The following is a 20,691-nucleotide window of genomic DNA, read 5'->3' on the forward strand; positions in this document are numbered from 1 at the left end:
AACACAGCTGACACCCTCACCCGATCCCGTCCCCCGGGAGGTCCAGCTCATGCGCCAACGCACCGTCCCGCGCCTGCTCGCGGCAGCCGTGCTGGCCGCGGGCCTGCTCACCGCGGCCCCGGCCGGCCCGGCCGCCGCCTCGCCCACCGACGCCGCCTTCAACTCCGGCACCGGCGCGCTGAACGTCGACTACGCCGGCTACCTGTCCAAGCACGACCTCGTCTACAACAAGCCCAACACCAACCCGCTGCACGGCCTCACCGTCGGCAACGGCCGCACCGGTGCCATGGCCTGGTCGGCCAACGGCCTGACCATGCAGGTGTCCGGCGTCGACCTGTCCCAGCAGTCGGCTTTCGCGGCGGGCAACCTGAACTTCAACACCAGCCCGTCGCTCGACTCCGGCTACACCACCTACCAGCAGCGCCTGTCGCTCTATGACGGCACGCTGACCACGAAGTACGACGGCAACCGCACCGTCACCGTCATGGGGTCGCCCAACTCCGAGGTGATGGGCGTCCACGTCGACGATTCGCGCGGCGGCGTGGCCGGCGCGACTCTGGAGCTGAGCCTGTGGGACCCCAACGGGGTCTCCAACAGCGCCGACGTGCCGAACCTGACCACCTGGCGCACCGTGCAGACCGGCTCGGACGCCTCCGCCGCCTGGTTCAGCCGGGGCCAGGCCGACCCGAACAACTTCGGCTACACCTTCGCCGCCACGGTCGAGGGGGCGGCGTACTCGGCGTCGGTGGTCAACGGCACCCGGGTCCGGTTGAGCATCACCCCGACCAGCAGCTACACCATCTGGTTCACGGCGGCCAGCCGGCTCAACTCGCCGAACCTGGACTCGGTCGCCCAGGCCAAGAACCAGCTCGCCTCGGTCAAGTCGACCGGCTACGCCACCACGCTGAACAACTACCGGAACTGGTGGCACAGCTTCTGGCAGAAGTCGTTCGTGCAGTACTCGAACTCCGCCGGCGACGCAGACTACCTGGAGAACGTGTACTACCTGGCCACCTACATGATCGCGGCGGGCGGGCACGGCAACTACCCGTACCACTTCATCAACGGCGTGTTCCGGGCCACCGGCGACCAGACCAAGTGGAGCAACGGCTACTGGTACTGGAACCAGCGCGACGTCTACAACTCGTTCTTCGCCAGCAACCACGCCGACCTGATGGCGGGCTTCAACAAGCTCTACAGCCGCAACTTCAACGCGCTGAAGGCGTACACGCAGACGCGCTACGGCACCGACTCGCTGTGGGTGCCGGAGACGATGGGCTGGGACGGCAACGCCCGCGGCACCATCGGCAGCGACTTCGTCAACGACATCTACTCCACCGGCACCGAAGCCGCCTACAACATGTACCTGCAGTACAAGTACACGAACGACACGACCTACCTGCGTGACGTCGCGTACCCGTACATGCGGGAGGCGCTGCGGTTCTACCAGAACCGGTTCCAGCTGATCAACGGCAGGTATCAGATGCCGACCTCGAACGCGCACGAGACGTACTGGGACGTGCGCAACGCGATCACGGACCTGGCCGCGGTGCGGCTGCTGGCGCCGCTGACCATCCAGGTCAGCACGCAGCTCGGGCTCGACTCGGGGCTGCGCGCGGGCTGGCAGAACCTGGTCGACAACCTGTGGCCGTACCAGGTGTCCAACAACGCCTGGCTGCCGCACGACCCGCCGACGGCGCAGACGCGCAACGGCGAGAACGTGTCGGCCGAGCTGATCTGGCCCTATGACCGCACGGGCATCGGCGCCGCCGACTACGGCACGGCCGTGAACACGTGGAACGTGCGGCCCAACCCGTACAGCAACGTGTGGGCCAACGACCACGCGCAGGCGGCCCGCCTGGGCCTGGGCGACCAGGCGTTCAGCGGCATGCGCCTGATGCTGCAGCGCTACCAGAACTACCCCAACGGCATGACCAACAACACCAACGGGGTCTTCGAATACCTCGGCATCCACCTGGTGGCGATGAACGAGTCGCTGCTGCAGAGCTACAACGGCCGGATCCGGGTGTTCCCGGCGGTGCCGACCGACTCCTCGATGGTCACCAGGTTCACGCTGCTGGCCCAGGACGGCTTCCTGGTCAGCTCGGAGCGCGAGGCCGGTGAGATCAAGTACGTCGGCCTGAAGAGCCAGTTCGGCAAGGACGCCCGCGTGGTCAACCCCTGGGGCACCCAGCAGGTCCGGGTGCGCCGCACCTCCGACAACGCGATCATCACCACCTCCACCGCGGCCGAAGTCACCTTCAGCACCGCCGCCAACACGGTCTACGTGCTGGAACGCACCGCCAAGCCGCTGACGAACTACAGCGCGGCCACGCTGACGGGCACCGCCAACAACGACGTGAAGTCGCTGCGCAACACCGCCTCGACGCTGGGCCTGCCCGGCGGTGCGGTCGGCGGCCTGGTCAACGACACCGAGCTGAGCTACGACGCGAACTGGTTCCAGACCACGAACCGGGGCTACGGCGACTACAACGACGACACCCACCACACGACCACGGTCAACGCGGCGGCGTCGTACACGTTCACCGGCACCGGGGTCGAGTACCTGTCCGAGCGCTTCAGCGACATGGGCAACGTCGACGTGTACCTGGACAACGTCCTCCAGGCCAACGTCAACCTGAACGTCGGCGGCGCCCGGCAGGCGCAGCAGGTGGTCTGGTCCAAGACGGGCCTGGCGAGCGGCCAGCACACCATCCGCATCGTCAACAAGACCACCTCGGTGGCGATCGTCGACGCGCTGCGGATCACCACCGGCGGCACCCCGCCCGGCACCACCTACGTCGGCCTGAAAGCCCAGGCCAACGCGCAGTGGGTGTCCGCGCCCAACGCCACCACCGCGCTCATCGCCAACAAGACCGCGGTCGGGACCACCGAGCAGTTCGAGGTGGTCGACCGGGGCGGCGGCTCGGTGTGGCTGCGCTCGCGCGCCAACGGCCAGTACGTCTGCGCCGAGAACGCCGGAGCCAACCCGCTGGTCGCCAACCGCGCCTCGGCCGGGGCCTGGGAGACGTTCACCCTGGTCCGCAACTCCGACGGCACGGTCAGCTTCCTCGCCCAGGTCAACAACCGCTACGTGGTCGCCGAGAACGGCGGCGCCGCCGCCCTGATCGCCAACCGCACCGCCATCGGCCCCTGGGAGAAGTTCGACATGATCACCCAGTAGCCCCCTGGGGAGTTGCCGGGCAATCGGGCGTATCAAGCCCTGTCATACGCCCGATTGCCCGGCAATCTGACCCCGCACACCAGCTCGCGCGGGCCGACCGGTCCGCGCGGAACGACTCTCGGAGCGGTCTTCGGCGACCAGGCTCCGAGGCCGGGACCTCGCCCCGGGTGCAGGCAGGACTTGCCGCACCCGGGTCGACCCCGGACGTACCGAGGGATCGCGAGATGCCATCCGCCTGGTCGCCGTCGCTCCGGACCCCATGGGCCTACCGGCTCAGGGGTGCGGGTGGTCCGTGCGCCCTCGGCACGCACGACCATCCCACCCCCACCCCACCGGAGTGTTCCCATGGTCCGAAGTCCAAGCCGAGGCCTGGCCGCGGCAGCGGCCGCGCTGCTGGTCGCCGCGCTCGCCGCAGCCGTCACCGCCGACCCTGAACCGGCGGCTGCCGCGCCCCCCGTCACCAGCAGCTTCGAGAAGGTGAAGCTCGACGGCGGCCTGTCGATGGGCGAGCCGATCGAGCTGTCGGTGCTGCCCGACGGCAAGGTCCTGTACATCAACCGGGGCACCAGCTCCGGCGGCGGCCAGGTGCGGCTCTACAACCCGGCCACCGCGACCACGACCGTGGCCCTGACGCTGGCGCTGGACGCCCGCTTCGAGGACGGCCTGATCGGCATCACGCTGCACCCGCAGTTCGCCGGCAACCGCTGGGTGTACCTGTTCTACTCCCCGGCGGTGACGCCGCTGGTCAACCGGATCTCGCGGTTCACCTTCAACCCGTCCACGCTGGTGCTGGACGCGGCCAGCGAGACCAAGCTGATCGAGTGGCCGACCGAGCGGCGGCTGTGCTGCCACTCGGCGGGGTCGATGACCTGGGACTCCAACGGCAACCTGTACTTCGCCGTCGGGGACAACACCAACTCGGGCGGCGACTCGGCGGGCATGGCCCCGATCGACGAGCGCACCAGCCGCGACGCGCAGTACGACGCCCAGCGCACCGCGGGCAACACCAACGACCTGCGCGGGAAGATCAACCGGATCCACCCGGAGAGCAACGGGACCTACACCATCCCGGCAGGCAACCTGTTCCCGGTCGGCACGGCGCAGACCCGGCCCGAGATCTACACGATGGGCAACCGGAACCCGTACCGGATCTGGGTCGACAAGCAGGCGGGCAACACCCTGTACTGGGGCGAGGTCGGGCCGGACGCGGGCGCCACCATCGCCAACCGGGGCCCGGCCGCCTACGACGAGTACAACCGCGCCACCAGCCCCGGCAACTACGGCTGGCCCTACTGCGGCGGCCCGAACACGGCCTACAACGACTGGGACTTCGCGGCCAACGCGCCGCGCGGCTGGTTCCCGTGCGGCGGCAGCACCGGCCCGGTCAACAACTCCCCGCGCAACACCGGCCTCCAGCAGCTCCCGCCGACCCGCTCGGCGCTGGTGTGGGAGCAGCACGGCGGCAGCCGCGAATGGCCCGCGCTGGACAACCCGGGCGGCTGCGGCTCGCCCAACCACGCCGAGGTCTACCACTACAACGCGGGCCTGAACTCGCCGTACAAGTGGCCGGCCTACTACGACAACAAGCTGATCATCACCGAGTACTGCCGGAACTGGATCAAGGAGGTCCAGTTCGACAACGGCAACCCGGCCACCGGCAACCCGACCGTGATCGAGCCGGTGGTGGCCGGCATGCCGCTGGTGCACCCGATCGACATGGAGTTCGGCCCCGACGGCTCGCTCTACCTGCTGGAGTACGGCAACGGCTACTTCTCCGGTGACGCGGCGGCGGGCCTGTACAAGATCAATTACGTGGCGGGCGGCCGGTCGCCGCTGGCCGTCGCCACGGTCAACCGAGACAACGGCCTCGCGCCGCTGGCCGTGCAGTTCAACGGCACCGGCAGCTCCGATCCCGACGGCGACCCGCTCACCTACGCCTGGGACTTCGACAACAACGGGACGACGGACTCGACGTCGGCCAACCCGAGCTACACGTACAGCACGGTCGGCGACAAGCGGGCCCGGCTGACCGTCAACGACGGCACCGGCCGGTCGGGGACCACCCTGGTCCCGATCGTGGTCGGCAACGACCGGCCGACGGTGACCGTGGGCGGCGTGCCGGACGGCGGCCTGTTCGGCTGGGGCGACAACCTGACCTCGACCGCCGCCGCCACCGACCCGCAGGACGGCGCCATCGCCTGCGCGAACGTGGTGGTCCGGGCCGCGCTCGGGCACCAGGAGCACGCGCACGAGGAGGGCCAGGGCACCGGCTGCGGCTTCACCGTCAACACCGGCCCGGTGCACGCCGGACCCGACTCGGTGCTGTTCTTCGTGCTGCGCGGCGGCTACACCGACCGGGGCGCGAGCGGCACCGTGGCGCTGACCGGCGAGAAGCAGCTGACGCTGTGGCCCAAGCAGTGGCAGGCCGAGCACTTCGTGACCCTCAACGGGCCGAAGGTGGTCGACCAGGCCGCCGCCGAGGGCGGCAAGCGGCTCGGCGACATCCAGAACGGCGAGAACGTCCGGCACCACGGGGTGTCCCTGAAGGGCATCACCGGGGTCAAGGCCCGGGTGAGCTCGGCGGGCGCCGGGGGCACGCTGTCCTTCCGGTACGACTCGCCGACCGGCCCCGAGGTCGCCCGCCTGACGGTGCCCGGCACCGGCGGCTGGGACAACTACACCGAGGTCAGCGGCACGGTCACCCGCCCCGACGACGGCACGCACGACCTGTACCTGGTCTTCTCGGGCACGGGCACCGGCGCGCTGTTCGACGTGGACAGCTACACGTTCACCGGCGCGGGCGTCGGCACCCCGGACACCGACCCGGACCGCGCCCAGGGCCGCCCGGTGACCGTGTCCAGCACCGAGGCGGGCACCAACGTGGCCGCCAACGCCGTCGACGGCAACTCGGCGACGCGCTGGAGCAGCGTGTACGCGGCCGACCCGCAGTGGATCACCGTGGACCTGGGCGCGAGCCACGCGGTGAACCGGGTGCGGATCAACTGGGAGGCGGCGTACGGCAAGGCGTACCAGGTGCAGACGTCGCCCGACAACAGCACCTGGACCACGGTCTACTCGACCACCACCGGCGACGGCGGAGTCGACGACCTGACCGTGTCCGGCACCGGCCGCTACGTGCGCGTCTACGGCACCCAGCGCGGGCTGGCCCAGTACGGCTACTCGCTCTGGGACCTCAACGTCTACGGCACCCCGACGACCACGGCGACGCTGCTGTCGCGGGGCAGGCCGACGGCCGTCTCCAGCGTCGCGGACGGCACGGTCGGGGCCGGCGCGGTGGACGGCAACGCGACCACGCGGTGGAGCAGCGCGTACAGCGACCCGCAGTGGATCTCGGTGGACCTCGGTTCGGTGAAGTCGCTGAGCCGGGTGGTGCTGAGCTGGGAGACCGCCTTCGGCAAGGCGTACCAGATCCAGACCTCGCCGGACAACGCCACCTGGACCACGGTCTTCGGCACCACCACCGGTGACGGCGGCAGCGACGACATCGCGCTGTCCGGCTCCGGCCGCTACGTGCGCGTCTACGGCACGCAGCGCGGCACCCAGTGGGGCTACTCGCTGTGGGAGTTCGACGTCTACGGCTCCTGATCCCGCACCCCGATACCCCCGCAACACCGGGGAGGCGGCCGCCCGAGCCGCCTCCCCACCCTCAGAGGAGAAGTGATGAAGAGGCGAATCCTGTCCCTGCTCACCGGCGCCGCGCTGGTGGCGGGCCTGGCCGCGGTGGCTCCGGCCACCACGGCGTCGGCCGCGCCGCTGACGAAGGTGCTGGTGTTCTCGAAGACCGCCGGTTTCCGGCACTCGTCCATTCCCAACGGCATCGCCGCCATCCAGGCCCTCGGCTCGGCCAACGGCTTCACCGTCACCGCCACCGAGGACGCGACCCAGTTCAACGCCGCCAACCTGGCCCAGTACCAGGCGGTGGTGTGGCTGTCGACCACCGGCGACGTGCTGGACGCGACGCAGCAGACCGCGTTCCAGAACTACATCGCCGCCGGCGGCGGCTACGTCGGCGTGCACGCCGCCGCCGACACCGAGTACGACTGGCCCTGGTACGGCGGCCTGGTCGGCGCCTGGTTCTCGTCGCACCCGGCGACCCAGCAGGCCACGATCGCGGTCGAGGACCGGTCGAACATCTCGACCTCGCACCTGCCGAGCACGTGGACCCGCACCGACGAGTGGTACAACTACCGCACCAACCCGCGCGCCAACGCGAAGGTGCTGGCCAGCCTGGTCGAGTCGTCGTACTCGGGCGGCACCATGGGCGACCACCCGATCACCTGGTGCCAGCACTACGGCGGCGGGCGCTCCTGGTACACCGGCCTCGGCCACACCGAGGAGACCTACGCCGACCCGCTGTTCCGGACCATGCTGCTGGGCGGCATCCAGATCGCGGGCGGGTCCAAGCCTGCCGACTGCCGCCCGGAGATGGGCTACACAGCCCTGTTCGACGGTACGCAGAGCACCTTCAACCAGTGGCGGATGGCCGGTCCGGGCGGGTTCACCCTGGCCGACGGCACGCTGACCTCGTTCGGCGGCATGGGCCTGCTGTGGTACCCGGTCCGCACGTTCAGCGACTACTCGCTGAAGCTCGACTGGATGATGCCGGGCGACGACAACGGCGGCGTCTTCATCGGCTTCCCCGATCCGCAGGGCGACCCGTGGAATCCGGTCAACGCGGGCCACGAGATCCAGATCGACGCCACCGACGCCGACCCCACCCGCACCACGGGCAGCGTATACAGCTTCAAGGCGCCCGACACCACGGCCCGCGCGGCGGCGCTGAACCCGCCGGGGCAGTGGAACACGTACGAGATCGGCCTGCACGGCCAGCGGGTCGAGATCTGGCTCAACGGCGTGAAGATCAACGACTACACCAGCACCCGCAGCATCGCCACCGGCTACATCGGCGTGCAGAACGACGGCGCCGGGGCGGACATCAACTACCGCAACATCCGGATCAAGGCGGGCAGCACCCCGCAGCCCACCGACCTGGCCCAGGGGCGGCCGACCACCACCTCCAGCGTGGAGAGCGGCAACGTGCTGGTCGGCGCGAACGCGGTCGACGGCAACTCGGCCACCCGCTGGGGCAGCCTGTACGCCGACCCGCAGTGGATCTCCGTCGACCTCGGCGCGAGCTACGCGCTGAACCGGGTGCGGCTGAACTGGGAGACGGCCTACGGCAAGGCGTACCAGATCCAGATCTCGCCCGACAACGCCGCCTGGACCACCGTCTACAGCACCACGACCAGTGACGGCGGCGTCGACGACGTCACGCTGACCGGCACCGGCCGCTACGTGCGCGTCTACGGCACCCAGCGCGCCACCCAGTGGGGCTACTCGCTGTTCGACCTCAACGTCTACGGCACCCCGGCCACCGGCCCGCAGCTGCTGTCCCGCAACCGGCCGGTCGCGGTCTCCAGCGTGGAACCCGGCAGCGCCCACAACGGCGCCAACGCCGTCGACGGCAGCACCACCACCCGCTGGGGCAGCGCCTACGCCGACCCGCAGTGGATCTCGGTCGATCTGGGCGCGAGCAGGAGCGTCCAGCGGGTGAAGCTCACCTGGGAAGCCGCCTACGGCAAGGCGTACCAGATCCAGACCTCGCCCGACAACGCCGCCTGGACCACGGTCTACAGCACCACGGCCGGCGACGGCGGCGTGGACGACGTCACCCTCACCGGGACCGGCCGCTACGTGCGCGTCTACGGCACCCAGCGCGGGCTCACCCAGTACGGCTACTCGCTCTGGGCGCTCGAGGTCTACGGCAGCTAGCTCCCCTCCCGCACACCCCCGGCCCCGGCGCGCGCCCGATCGCGCCGGGGCACCCCCACCGGAAGGAACCCGCATGAGGCACATCCCTCGGCGGCGGCTGTGGTTCACCGCCGTCGCCACCCTCGCGGCCACCACGGTCGTGTCGGCCGGCTCGCCGACCACCGCGCTGGCCGCGCCCATCCCGGCAGCCGACTACCAGCAGGTGTCGCTGGCCACCGGCTCGGCCGAGCTCGGCGAACCCATGTCGCTGGCGGTGCTGCCCAACCGCTCGGTCATCCACACCGCCCGCGACGGCACGGTCCGGGTCACCGACGTCAACGGCAACACCAAGCAGGCGGGAAAGCTGTCCGTCTACACCCACGACGAGGAGGGCCTGCAGGGCGTCGCGGTCGACCCGGGCTTCGCGACCAACCGCTACGTCTGGCTGTACTACTCGCCCACGCTGAGCACCCCGGCCGGGGACGCGCCGACCACCGGCACCGCGGCCGACTTCAACGCCTGGAAGGGCCACCTGAACCTGTCCCGGTTCACCCTGAAGGCGGACGACACGCTCGACCTGGCCAGTGAGAAGGTGGTGCTGACCGTCGACAACGACCGGGGCCAGTGCTGCCACGTCGGCGGCGACATCGACTTCGACGCGGCCGGGAACCTGTACCTGACCACCGGCGACGACACCAACCCGTTCGACTCGGCCGGGTACGCCCCGATCGACGAGCGGACCAACCGCAACCCGCAGTTCGACGCGCAGCGCTCCTCGGGCAACACCAACGACCTGCGCGGCAAGGTGCTGCGGATCAAGCCGCAGGCCGACGGTACGTACACGATCCCGTCCGGGAACCTGTTCGCGCCGGGCACGGCGAACACCCGCGCCGAGATCTACGCGATGGGCTTCCGCAACCCGTTCCGGATGAGCGTGGACAAGGCCACCGGCATCGTCTACCTCGGCGACTACGGCCCCGACGCGGGCACCACCGACGCCAACCGGGGGCCGCAGGGGCAGGTCGAGTTCGACCGGATCACCGGGCCGGGCAACTACGGCTGGCCGTACTGCACCGGCACGAACACCACCACCGAGACGTACAACGAGTGGAACTTCGCCACCAACGCGACCGGCCCGAAGTTCAACTGCGCCAGCCCGACCAACAACTCGTTCCGCAACACGGGCCTGGGCACCCTGCCCGCCGCCAAGCCCGCCTGGATCCGGTACGCCGGCGACGCGGGCACCCCGCCGGAGTTCGGCGGCGGCTCTGAGTCGCCGATGGGCGGCCCGGTCTACCGCTACAACGCCTCCTCCACCTCGACCGTCAAGTTCCCGCAGTCGCTGGACGGCCGCTTCTTCGCGGGCGAGTACGGCCGCAAGTGGATCAAGGCGATCGCGGTCAACGGCGACGGCACCCCGGGCGAGATCTCGGCGTTCCCGTGGACCGGCACCCAGGTCATGGACATGGCCTTCGGCCCCGACGGCGCGCTCTACGTGCTCGACTACGGCACCGGCAGCAACAACGCGGGGCTGTTCCGGGTCGAGTACATCGCCGGGGCCAACCGCAACCCGGTCGCGGTCGCCGCGGCGAACAAGACCTCCGGCCCGGCGCCGCTGGCCGTCACCTTCTCCTCGGCGGGCAGCTCCGACCCCGAGGGCGGCGCGCTGAGCTACCTGTGGACCTTCGGCGACGGTACGACCTCGACGGCGGCCAACCCGACCAAGACGTACAGCGCCAACGGCACGTACACCCCGACCCTGAAGGTCACCGACCCCGGCGGCCTGTCCGGCACGGCGAGCCTGGTCATCACGGTCGGCAACACCGCGCCCACGGTCAACCTCCAGCTTCCCGGCGACGGGCAGCTGTTCAACTTCGGTGACACCATCCCGTTCCAGGTCAGCGCCAGCGACCCGGAGGACGGCACGATCAACTGCGCCCGGGTGACCGTCACCTACTCGCTCGGCCACGACAGCCACGCGCACCAGATCACCTCGAAGACCGGCTGCACCGGCTCGATCACCGTCCCGGTGGACGGCGAGCACGACGCGGCCGCGAACATCTTCGGGGTCTTCGACGCCAGCTACACCGACAACGGCGGGCTGGTCTCGCACAGCATCCGCACCCTGCAGCCCAAGCACCGCCAGGGTGAGCACTTCAGCTCGCAGTCGGGCATCCAGCTGGCCGACCACGCGGCGGCCGAGGGCGGGCGCACCGCCGGGTTCATCGAGAACGGCGACTGGATCGCGTTCGCGCCGTACAACCTGTCCAACGCCACCTCGATCACCGTCCGGGCCGCCTCGGCGGGCGCGGGCGGCACCATCGAGGTCCGCGCGGGCTCGGCCACCGGCACGCTGCTCGGCACGGTGACCGTGCCGGTGACCGGCAGCTGGGAGACGTTCACCAACGTGTCGGCGAACCTGTCCGGCGCGCCGGCCGGCTCCACCTCGCTGTACCTGGTGTTCAAGGGCGGCACGGGCAACCTGTTCGACGTCGACGCGTTCACCTTCAACACCGGCGGCACGGGTCCGGTGACCACCTGGAAGGCACGCATCAACAGCAGGTACGTCACCGCGGGCAGCACCGCGCTGATCGCCAGCGCGACCACGGTGGCGCTGGCCCAGCAGTACGACCTGGTCAACCTGGGCGGCGGCAACATCGCGCTGCGCGCCAAGGTCAACGGGATGTACGTCTGCGCCGACAACGCCGGCGCCGCGGCGCTGATCGCCAACCGCACCGCGATCGGCCCGTGGGAGACGTTCGCGCTGATCACGAACAGCGACGGCAGCGTCAGCCTGCGCGCGCAGGCCAACAACCAGTACGTCACGGCGGAGAACGCCGGGGCCAACCCGCTCATCGCCAACCGGGCCGCCATCGGCCCGTGGGAGAAGTTCGACCTGGTCACCTCGTGAGGAGGGCGGCACCGATGAAGCAGCTGTTCCGATTACTGGCGGCGTGCGCGCTGCTGCTCGGCTTCGCCGTGGGCCTGCCCGCCCCGGCGCACGCCGCGCTGCCCGTCTCGCCGAACGTGCACATCTTCTACTACTCCTGGTACGGCAGCCCGGCCGTGAACGGGTCGTACCGGCACTGGCAGCAGGGCGGGCACACCCCGCCCGGCGACGTCGGGGCCAACCTGTACCCGGTGCTCGGCGCGTACGACTCGGGCGCCGTGGCCGCCGTCGACCAGCACATGGCCTGGATCGCCCAGGCCGGGGTCGGCGTCATCGTGTACAGCTGGTGGGGCCAGGGATCCTACGAGGACCGCCTGGTCCCGATGGTGCTCGACGCCGCCGCCCGGCAGGGGATCAAGGTCGCCTGGCACCTGGAGCCGTACTCGGGGCGCACCGCCGCCTCGACCGTCTCCGACGTCGGCTACCTCAACTCCCGCTACGGCGGCCACCCGGCGTACTACCGCGACGCCGGGCACGGCAACCGGCCCGCGTTCTACGTGTTCGAGAGCCTGCGCATCGCGGACTGGTCCGCCATCGCCCCGCTGCGCAGCGCCAACATCATCCTGGCGCAGACCACGGACACCTCGAAGGTGGCCGGGTTCGGCGGGATGTACACGTACGACGCGATCGCCGGGGCATCCGCGCCGGGCTGGGCGAACGCCGCGGCGTTCTGCAAGGCCAACGGCCTGGTCTGGGCACCCTCGGTCGGTCCGGGCTACATCGACGACCGGGCGGTGCCCGGCAACACCACCCCGACCCTGGACCGGGACAACGGGGCGACCTACGACCGCGAGTGGGGCAACGCCCTGGCCGCGGCCAACGGCGGCCCGCCCACCTGGGTCTCGATCACGTCGTTCAACGAGTGGCACGAGGGCTCGGTCATCGAGCCCGCCAGCGCCACCCCACCCGGCGGCCAGGGCTACCTGAGCTACGTCGGCGCCTACGGCACCACGGGCGCCGCGTCGCAGACGGCGTACCTGGACCGCACCCGCTACTGGGTGAACAGGTTCAGCCCGCCCCCGCAGCAGTCCTTCCTCGCGCTGCGGGCCAGGGCCAACGGGAAGTTCGTCACGGCCGACAACGGGAACCCGCTGCTGGCCAAGGGCACCGGCATCGGCCTGTGGGAGCAGTACGACCAGCTCACCCTGGGCGGCGGCAACATCGCGCTGCGCTCGAAGGCCAACGGCCTGATCGTGACCGCCGAGAACGCCGGGGCGTCCCCGCTCATCGCCAACCGCACCGCGGTCGGCCCCTGGGAGACGTTCGCCCTGGTCAACAACGGTGACGGCAGTTTCAGCCTGCGCGCGCAGGCCAACGGCCGCTACGTCACCGCCGAGAACGCGGGCGCCAGCCCGCTGATCGCCAACCGCACCGCCATCGGCACCTGGGAGAAGTTCGACCTGGTCACGAGCTGACCCCCGCACCGCGGACGCCCGGACCGGCCACATCGGCCAGTCCGGGCGTCCGTGCTGTTCGGAGCCTACGCAAGTGATCATCGCCAATTGCGCGGCCGGGAAGGGTTGACGGCGCCGCTGTGACCGAGTAAACATCTAGGAAATATCCTATAGGATCGTGGATTTCCAAGAGCAGCTGCCCGTTCTCCGGAACCCGATCACTACAAACCCGATCATTCACCAGGGAGGAACCGGTCATGAGACCGTTGGTTCGACTGGGCTCCACCATCGGCGTCGCGATGCTGCTCACCCTCGCCGCCGCCGCGTGCACCAAGAAGTCGGACGACCCGGACAAGGGCTCGTCGGCGCTCACTCCCGCCCAGGTCAAGGTCGCGCTCGTGCCCGGCGGCGCGCACCCCTACTTCCAGCCGTGGAAGACCGCCGGTGACAAGGCCAAGGCCGACTTCGGCCTCGGCGACGTCACCTACAACGAGACCGCCGGCTGGGACCAGACCAAGCAGAACGACGTGCTGACCTCGCTCGCCGCGCAGGGCTACAACGCGTTCGGCATCTTCGGCGTCGCCCCGGAGAACATCAACGCCACCTTCACCAACCTCAAGGGCAAGGGCTTCCACGTCGCGTCGCTGGCGTCCTGCCCCGCCGGCGACAGGAACGAAGCCGACTTCTGCCTGTCGACGGACGTGCAGGAGGCGGCGTACAAGGCGGCCAAGGCCGCGATCGAGGCGATGGGCGGCCAGGGCAACCTGGTCCACCTGACCGGCAACAAGGTCGACTCCAACACCCAGCGCCGCATCGCGGGCGTGCAGAAGGCCGTCGACGAGACCGGCGGCAAGGTCAAGCTGCTCGACACCATCACCGACATCGACAAGGACCTGCAGACCGCGCAGAAGGCCGTAGCCGACCTGCTCGCGGCCAAGGGCACCCAGGTCAACGGCATCGTCACCACCGCCTACAACCCGGCGGTCGCGGCCGCGGGCGGCGTGAAGCAGGCCAAACTGCCGATCAAGGTCATCGCGATCGACGACGACCCGACCATCATCGACGGCATCAAGGACGGCTCGGTCGCGGCGACCGTGCTGCAGAACCCGCTCGGCCAGGGCTACGTCGGCTCGTACGCGCTGGAGAAGCTGGCCGGCGGCTGCACGATGACCACCCCCGGCGTCATCATCGACTCCGGCTCCTTCGTGGTCACCACCGCCAACGTCGCCACCTACGACACCGACCGCCAAACCAAAACGGACTCCCTCAAGCAGGACTTCGACACCAAGTACCTCACCTGCAACTAGCCCCACCGGGCGCGGCGCCGTTCGCACGACCAACGACGGCGCCGCGCCGTCCCGACCCCTCCGGAGACCGCCGTGACCGACGCCGCGCCACCCGCAACATCCGCACCGCCCCGATCCCTGCCGCTGTGGGCCAACCCCCGCATCGGCCTGGTCGTGCTCCTGACCGCCCTCGTCGCGCTGTTCGCCACGCTGCGGCCGGGCTTCCTCAACACCTACCTGACCCTGGTGCCCCTGCAGGCCGACATCAGCGTGTACGTCGTCGTCGGCCTGGCCCAGCTGGCCGTGCTGTCGCTGGGCCACATGAACATGGCCGTCGGCCGGATGGCCGCGTTCAGCGCGTTCGCCGCCGGACTCGTGCACGACCGGTTCGACGTGTCGCTGCCGGTCGCGCTGCTGGCCGGGATGGCCGCGGCGGGGCTGCTCGGCGCGCTGGCCGGGCTCATCATCACCGCCACCGGCGTCAACTCCTTCGTGGTGACCCTCGCCCTCGACTTCGCGCTGATCGGCCTGGTCTCGCTGCTGTACGCCGAGTTCACGCCCGGGGTCGCGTTCGCGGGCCAGCCCGACGGGATGGCGCAGATGCGCGCCGACACCTTCGCCGACTACTGCGTCGGCGACGTGTGCGGCCCGCCGATCCCGCTGCAGGTGCCGTTCGCACTCGTCGCGGTGCTGCTGGTGGGGCTGGTGTTCCGGTGGTCGCGGGTCGGCCGCGAGGTGCTGATGGTCGGCGCCAACGAGAAGGCGGCCAAGCTGTCCGGTATCCCGGTGCGGGCCCGGATCATCCAGGCGCACGCGCTGTCGGGCGTGCTCGCGGGCCTGGCCGGATTCCTGCTCGCCGCCAGCAACGGCGCCTTCTCGGCCAGCATCGGCGACGGCTTCCTGCTGCCGTCGTTCCTCGCCCCGGTGCTCGGGGGGACGCTGCTGGTCGGCGGTGCGGTGAGCGTGCTCGGCACGGTGCTGGGCACCGCCATCGTGCAGGTGATCTACAAGGGACTGAACCTGCTGCAGTTCCAGGTCGACGAGCTCAAGCTCTACATCGGGCTGATCCTGCTGCTCGCGCTGTCGCTGGACCGGGTACGCCACGTGGTGGCCGAGAAGCGGGGAGTTCCGGCATGACCGCCGCCGAGACCTTGACCGCGCAGCCGGTCGCCGCGCCGCGGCGGGGCTGGCGGCGTACCGTGCGCGGCTCCGAGTTCACGCTGGTCACGATCGCGCTGATCGGGTTCGTGGCGCTGACGGTCGCCACCGACGGCAACATGCTCACCGCCGGTACCCTCGCCGCGTTCTTCCGGTTCCTGGCCGTGCCGATGGTGATCGGGCTGGCGCAGATGACGGTGCTGGCGATCGGGCAGATGAACCTGTCGGTGGGCGTGCTCACCGGCTTCTGCGCGATGGTGTCGGCCTGGCTCATGCTGGCGGCGGGGTGGCCCGCGGTGCTGGCGGTGCCGGGCGCGCTCCTGCTGGGCGCGCTGGTCGGCCTGGTCAACGGCATCCTGGTGGTGCGGACCAGGATCAACGCCTTCATCGTCACGCTGGCCACGATGACCATCGTCGACGGGCTGCGCTACGGGGTGAACGGACCCCGTACCTACCAGGACTACTCGCCCGGCCTGCAGCGGCTCGGGCAGGCCTCGGTGCTCGGCATCCCGGTCGTGTTCATCGTGGCGGTGCTGGTCGCCGTCGCGGTGTGGCTGTTCTTCGCGCGTACCGTCGCCGGGCGGCACCTGCTGGCCAGCGGCGGCAGCCCGTTCGCGGCCCGGCTGTCCGGCGTCTCCAACGACCGCTCGATCCTGGTCGCGCACACCGTGTCCGGCCTGCTCGCCGGGGTCGCCGCGGTGCTGACGCTGGCCCAGTCGGGCTCGGTCAACGCCACCATCGGCGACGACCTGCTGCTGCCCAGCTTCGCGGCTCCGATCATCGGCGGCGTCGCGCTGGCCGGCGGCGTGGTCAGCGTGCTGGGCACCAGCGTCGCGGCGTTCATCGTGCGGCTGGTGGACGTCACCCAGGCCCAGTTCGGCATCAACCGGCGCTGGGTGGACCTGATCGTCGGGGCGGTGGTGCTCGGCGCGGTGCTGGTCGGCGCCGTACGCCAGAGACTCTCCCGGAGGTCGTCGTGACGCTGCTGGCCGAGGGCCTGACCAAGTCCTTCCCCGGCGTACGGGCCCTGTCCGGCGCCACCCTGTCCGTGCGCCCCGGCAGCGTGCACGCGCTGCTGGGCGAGAACGGCGCCGGCAAGAGCACCCTGGTCAAGATCCTGACCGGGGTGTACCGGCCCGACGCCGGCCGCATCCTCCTCGACGGCGCCCCGATGCGGTTCGGCAGCCCGCTGGAGGCGCTGCGCGCCGGGATCGGCGTGGTGCACCAGGAGCGCAACCTGGTGCCCGAGTTCACGGTCGCCGAGAACATCGCGCTGCAGCACCTGCCGCGCCGGTTCGGCCTGGTCGACCGCGCCCGCATGCGCGCCGAGGCCCGGCGCTGCCTGGACCTGCTCGACCTGGACCTCGACCCGGACACCCGGGTCGGCGACCTGTCGGTGGCGCAGGCGCAGCTGGTCGAGATCGCCAAGGCGCTGTCGGTGGACACTCGGGTGCTGCTGCTGGACGAGCCGACCGCCTCGCTCACCGGCGACGAGGCCGACCGGCTGTACCGCATCGTGGCCCGGCTGACCGCCACCGGCCACGCGGTCGTCCTGGTCAGCCACAAGCTGGAGGAGGTGTTCGCGGTCGCCGACACGGTCACCGTGCTGCGCGACGGGCACAGCGTGGCCGAGGCGCAGCCGCTGGCCGACTACACCCGCGACCAGATCGTCGACCTGATGGTCGGCCGGGCCCACGCCGCCGTGGAGCTCGGCGCCCGCACCGTCGACCGCGGCGCCGTGCCCGCGCTGGCGCTGACCGGCGTCAGCACCGGCCACGGCCACCGCGACCTCGACCTGACCGTCGCCAAGGGCGAGATCGTCGGCCTGTACGGCCTGGTCGGCGCGGGCCGCACCGAGCTGGCACGGGCCCTGCTCGGCCTGGACACGATCACCGCCGGCGAGGTGGCCGTGCACGGCACCCCGGCCCGGATCACCAGCGTCGGCCAGGCCCTGGGCGAGCACCGCATCGGCTACGTCCCCGAGGACCGCAAGGGCGAGGGCCTGTTCCTGGAGCAGCCGATCGCCCGCAACGTCGGCGTCACCGTATGGCGCCGCCTGTCCCGCGCCGGGCTGCTGCCCGACCGGGCCGAGCGCGACCTCGTCGCCCGCTACACCGACCTGCTCGGCATCCGGCTCGCCTCGCCGCGCCAGCTCGCCGGGCAGCTGTCCGGCGGCAACCAGCAGAAGGTCAGCCTGGCCAAGTGGCTGGCGGCCGACTGCGACATCCTCATCGTCGACGAGCCCACCGTCGGCATCGACGTACGCACCAAGGCCGCCTTCCACGAGCTGCTGGCGGGCCTGGCCGCGCAGGGCCGGGCGATCCTGCTGATCTCCTCCGACCTGCCCGAGATCGTGACGCTGGCCGACCGGATCGCGGTCATGGCCGACCGCCGCATCCGGGGCACGCTGCCCAACACCCGCGCCTACGACGAGATGGCGCAGCGCGTCATCCGCCTGGTGCACGCGCCGCTGCCGCAGGAGGTCCGATGAGGGTCCGGGCCGTCGAGACGTACGACATCCGCTTTCCGACCTCGCGGGACCTGGACGGTTCCGACGCGATGAACCCGGACCCGGACTACTCGGTGGCGTACGTCGTGCTGTCCACCGACACCGAGCTGGAGGGCCACGGGTTCACCTTCACCATCGGGCGCGGCAACGAGATCTGCCGCGCCGCGATCGAGTCGCTGGCCCCGCTGGTGATCGGGCAGGGCGTGGACGACCTGGGCGAGTTCGCCCGGCGGCTCACCCACGACTCGCAGACCCGCTGGCTGGGCCCCGAGAAGGGCGTCGTCCACCTGGCCGCCGCGGCGCTCATCAACGCCGCCTGGGACCTGGCCGCCCGCTTCGCCCGCAAGCCGGTCTGGCGGCTGCTGTCCGAGATGCCCTCCGACCAGCTGCTGGACCTGGTCGACTGGCGCTACCTGTCCGACGCGCTGCCCCGCGCCCGAGCCGCCGACATCCTCGCCGCCGCCGAACCCGGCCGCGCCGAGCGGACCCGCTCCATCCTCGCGAGCGGCTACCCGGCGTACCACACCTCGGCCGGCTGGCTCGGCTACGACGACGCCAAGCTCACCCGGCTGGCCAAGGAGGCCGTCGCCGACGGGTACGGCCAGCTCAAACTCAAGGTCGGCGCCGACCTCGACGACGACCTGCGCCGGTTCGCGCTGGTACGCAAGGCGGTCGGGCCGGACGTGCGCATCGCCGTCGACGCCAACCAGCGGTGGGACGTCGCCGAGGCGGTCGCGTGGATGACCGCGCTCGCGCCGTACGACCCGTGGTGGATCGAGGAGCCGACCAGCCCCGACGACATCCTCGGCCACGCCGACATCCGCCGCGCCCTCGGTGCGGCCGGACCCGGCGGCACCCCGATCCGGGTCGCCACCGGCGAGCACGTCGCCAACCGGGTCATGTTCAAGCAGCTGCTGCGCGCCGACGCGGTCGACGTGGTGCAGCTGGACGCGTGCCGGGTCGGCGGCGTCAACGAGAACGTGGCGATCCTGCTGCTGGCCGCCGCGTACGGCCGCCCCGTCTGCCCGCACGCCGGGGGAGTGGGCCTGTGCGAGCTGGTCCAGCACCTGGCCGTGTTCGACTACGTGGCCGTCTCCGCCGACCTCGCCGACCGCGCCATCGAGTACGTCGACCACCTGCACGAGCACTTCGTCGACCCGGTCGTGGTGCACCGGGGCGCCTACCGGGTCCCGCGCACGCCCGGCTTCTCGGCGCAGCTGCGCCCGGAGACGCTCGCACGGTTCGCGTACCCCGACGGCGTCGCCTGGCGGGGACGCGTGCCCGCATGATCGCAAATGGACGAACCTAGGATGTTTCCCATGGCCCAACCCGCTCCGATCCCGCGCCTGCGCCGATCGACCCTGGGCGACGACGTCTACGAGACCATGACCGCACTGATCATGGAGCACACCCTCGCGCCGGGCGACCGCATCAACATCGACGCGCTCGCCCGGCAGCTGGAGGTGTCGGCGACCCCGGTCCGGGAAGCGCTGGCCCGGCTCGAGTCCGACGGCCTGGTCCGCAAGCGCGCGCTCGCCGGGTACACGGTGTCGCCGCTGCTGACCAGGCAGGAGTTCATGGACATGTTCGACATGCGCATCCTGCTGGAGTCGGCCGCCGCCCGCTGGGCCGCGCAGCGGGCCGACGCCGCCGCCCGGGACCGGATCGTCGCCGACGCGGCACCCGAGGCCGCCCCGGCCGCACCGGACTCCGACGCGTGGCGGGCGCACGCCGCGTTCACCAAACTGGACGCGGCGTTCCACGACCTGATCGCGCACGCGGCGGGGAACACGCTGCTGCGGGACGGGATCGTCCGGCTGCACGCCCACCTGCACCTGCACCGGCTGTTCTTCCCGTACGCCCAGGCGGGCACCACGGCGGGGGAGCACCGCCGGATCGCCGGGGCCATCGCGGCCGGGGACGCGGACGGGGCGGAGACGGCGATGCGCGACCACCTCACCCTGGCCCGCGAACGCCACCTGGCCGGCTTCGACCGCACCCACTGACCCGCCGGCCCGACCTGGAACCGGAGATACCGAACACTCACCCCTGCCGCCCCCACTCGCCGCCCCGCCCGCGCGCCGCCCGCCGCCCCGCCCCGCCGCCCCGCCGCCCGTCTTGAATAGACGTTGGCCTATTACGTGGAAGATGATCTCGAAAAATCCGCCGTGATAGGCCAGCGTCAATGTATGGCGGGGTGTGGTGGGCCGGAATGCAGCCATCGGAGCTGGTGTGTGAGTTGTCCGGGTGGGAGATCGGCGTCTGCGGTCCGAACGCGGGGCTGGACGGCGCGAAATGACCGCAACTCGTGATCTCGCTGAGGAGATCACGAGTTGCGGTCCGACGGCGTGGATGGGCGGCGCGAAATGACCGCAACCAGTGATCTCGCTGAGGAGATCACAGGCTGCGGTCCGATGGTGGGGATGGGCGGCGCGGAA

11 protein-coding genes are annotated in these 20,691 nt (G+C 70.9%); all 11 read left to right on the forward strand.

The features are described from left to right. Nucleotides 1–49 precede the first annotated feature (49 nt). The 11 genes from QEZ54_RS29105 (at nt 50) to QEZ54_RS29155 (ending at nt 20,259) form a co-directional block, all read left to right on the forward strand. The gene (locus QEZ54_RS29105; protein ID WP_281307934.1) at nt 50–3,184 is read left to right on the forward strand and encodes a glycoside hydrolase family 95-like protein; all 3,135 of its coding nucleotides are present in this window, start codon (nt 50–52) and stop codon (nt 3,182–3,184) included. 345 nt (nt 3,185–3,529) lie between these two features. After that, nucleotides 3,530–6,790 (forward strand): discoidin domain-containing protein, encoded by a 3,261-nt coding sequence (locus QEZ54_RS29110; protein ID WP_281307935.1) that lies wholly within the window; start codon nt 3,530–3,532, stop codon nt 6,788–6,790. 75 nt (nt 6,791–6,865) lie between these two features. Next, nucleotides 6,866–8,977, forward strand: a complete 2,112-nt coding sequence (locus QEZ54_RS29115) for a ThuA domain-containing protein (protein ID WP_281307936.1) — start codon at nt 6,866–6,868, stop codon at nt 8,975–8,977. 73 nt (nt 8,978–9,050) lie between these two features. Next, nucleotides 9,051–11,867: a PQQ-dependent sugar dehydrogenase gene (locus tag QEZ54_RS29120; protein WP_281307937.1), complete on the forward strand. Its 2,817-nt coding sequence runs from the start codon at nt 9,051–9,053 to the stop codon at nt 11,865–11,867. 14 nt (nt 11,868–11,881) lie between these two features. Beyond that, on the forward strand, nt 11,882–13,321 hold the full coding sequence (locus QEZ54_RS29125) for a glycoside hydrolase family 99 protein (protein ID WP_281307938.1): 1,440 nt from the start codon (nt 11,882–11,884) through the stop codon (nt 13,319–13,321). Between the two features lie 236 nt (nt 13,322–13,557). Then, nucleotides 13,558–14,607, forward strand: a complete 1,050-nt coding sequence (locus QEZ54_RS29130) for a substrate-binding domain-containing protein (protein WP_281307939.1) — start codon at nt 13,558–13,560, stop codon at nt 14,605–14,607. A gap of 72 nt (nt 14,608–14,679) precedes the next feature. Continuing rightward, on the forward strand, nt 14,680–15,723 hold the full coding sequence (locus QEZ54_RS29135; protein ID WP_281307940.1) for an ABC transporter permease: 1,044 nt from the start codon (nt 14,680–14,682) through the stop codon (nt 15,721–15,723). Then, nucleotides 15,720–16,724 (forward strand): ABC transporter permease, encoded by a 1,005-nt coding sequence (locus tag QEZ54_RS29140; protein WP_281307941.1) that lies wholly within the window; start codon nt 15,720–15,722, stop codon nt 16,722–16,724. The genes QEZ54_RS29135 and QEZ54_RS29140 overlap by 4 nt, the downstream gene beginning before the upstream one ends. Beyond that, nucleotides 16,721–18,235 carry a sugar ABC transporter ATP-binding protein gene (locus QEZ54_RS29145; protein WP_281307942.1) on the forward strand — a complete coding sequence of 505 codons (1,515 nt, stop codon included), beginning with the start codon at nt 16,721–16,723 and terminating at the stop codon, nt 18,233–18,235. Before QEZ54_RS29140 ends, QEZ54_RS29145 begins: the two co-directional genes overlap by 4 nt. Beyond that, nucleotides 18,232–19,542 (forward strand): enolase C-terminal domain-like protein, encoded by a 1,311-nt coding sequence (locus QEZ54_RS29150; RefSeq protein ID WP_281307943.1) that lies wholly within the window; start codon nt 18,232–18,234, stop codon nt 19,540–19,542. Before QEZ54_RS29145 ends, QEZ54_RS29150 begins: the two co-directional genes overlap by 4 nt. Nucleotides 19,543–19,572: 30 nt before the next feature. After that, nucleotides 19,573–20,259 carry a GntR family transcriptional regulator gene (locus tag QEZ54_RS29155; protein ID WP_281307944.1) on the forward strand — a complete coding sequence of 229 codons (687 nt, stop codon included), beginning with the start codon at nt 19,573–19,575 and terminating at the stop codon, nt 20,257–20,259. Nucleotides 20,260–20,691: the final 432 nt, after the last annotated feature.

It is taken from the genome of Catellatospora sp. KI3, assembly GCF_029948125.1.
Classification (GTDB): Bacteria; Actinomycetota; Actinomycetes; order Mycobacteriales; family Micromonosporaceae; genus Catellatospora.

What these genes read in the sequence shown, in the direction of transcription:
- QEZ54_RS29130 (WP_281307939.1), top strand. Translation starts at nt 13,558, where the DNA reads ATGAGACCGTTGGTTCGACTGGGCTCCACCATCGGCGTCGCGATGCTG.
- QEZ54_RS29125 (WP_281307938.1), top strand. Translation starts at nt 11,882, where the DNA reads ATGAAGCAGCTGTTCCGATTACTGGCGGCGTGCGCGCTGCTGCTCGGC.
- QEZ54_RS29120 (WP_281307937.1), top strand. Translation starts at nt 9,051, where the DNA reads ATGAGGCACATCCCTCGGCGGCGGCTGTGGTTCACCGCCGTCGCCACC.
- QEZ54_RS29115 (WP_281307936.1), top strand. Translation starts at nt 6,866, where the DNA reads ATGAAGAGGCGAATCCTGTCCCTGCTCACCGGCGCCGCGCTGGTGGCG.
- QEZ54_RS29155 (WP_281307944.1), top strand. Translation starts at nt 19,573, where the DNA reads ATGGCCCAACCCGCTCCGATCCCGCGCCTGCGCCGATCGACCCTGGGC.
- QEZ54_RS29110 (WP_281307935.1), top strand. Translation starts at nt 3,530, where the DNA reads ATGGTCCGAAGTCCAAGCCGAGGCCTGGCCGCGGCAGCGGCCGCGCTG.
- QEZ54_RS29140 (WP_281307941.1), top strand. Translation starts at nt 15,720, where the DNA reads ATGACCGCCGCCGAGACCTTGACCGCGCAGCCGGTCGCCGCGCCGCGG.
- QEZ54_RS29150 (WP_281307943.1), top strand. Translation starts at nt 18,232, where the DNA reads ATGAGGGTCCGGGCCGTCGAGACGTACGACATCCGCTTTCCGACCTCG.
- QEZ54_RS29105 (WP_281307934.1), top strand. Translation starts at nt 50, where the DNA reads ATGCGCCAACGCACCGTCCCGCGCCTGCTCGCGGCAGCCGTGCTGGCC.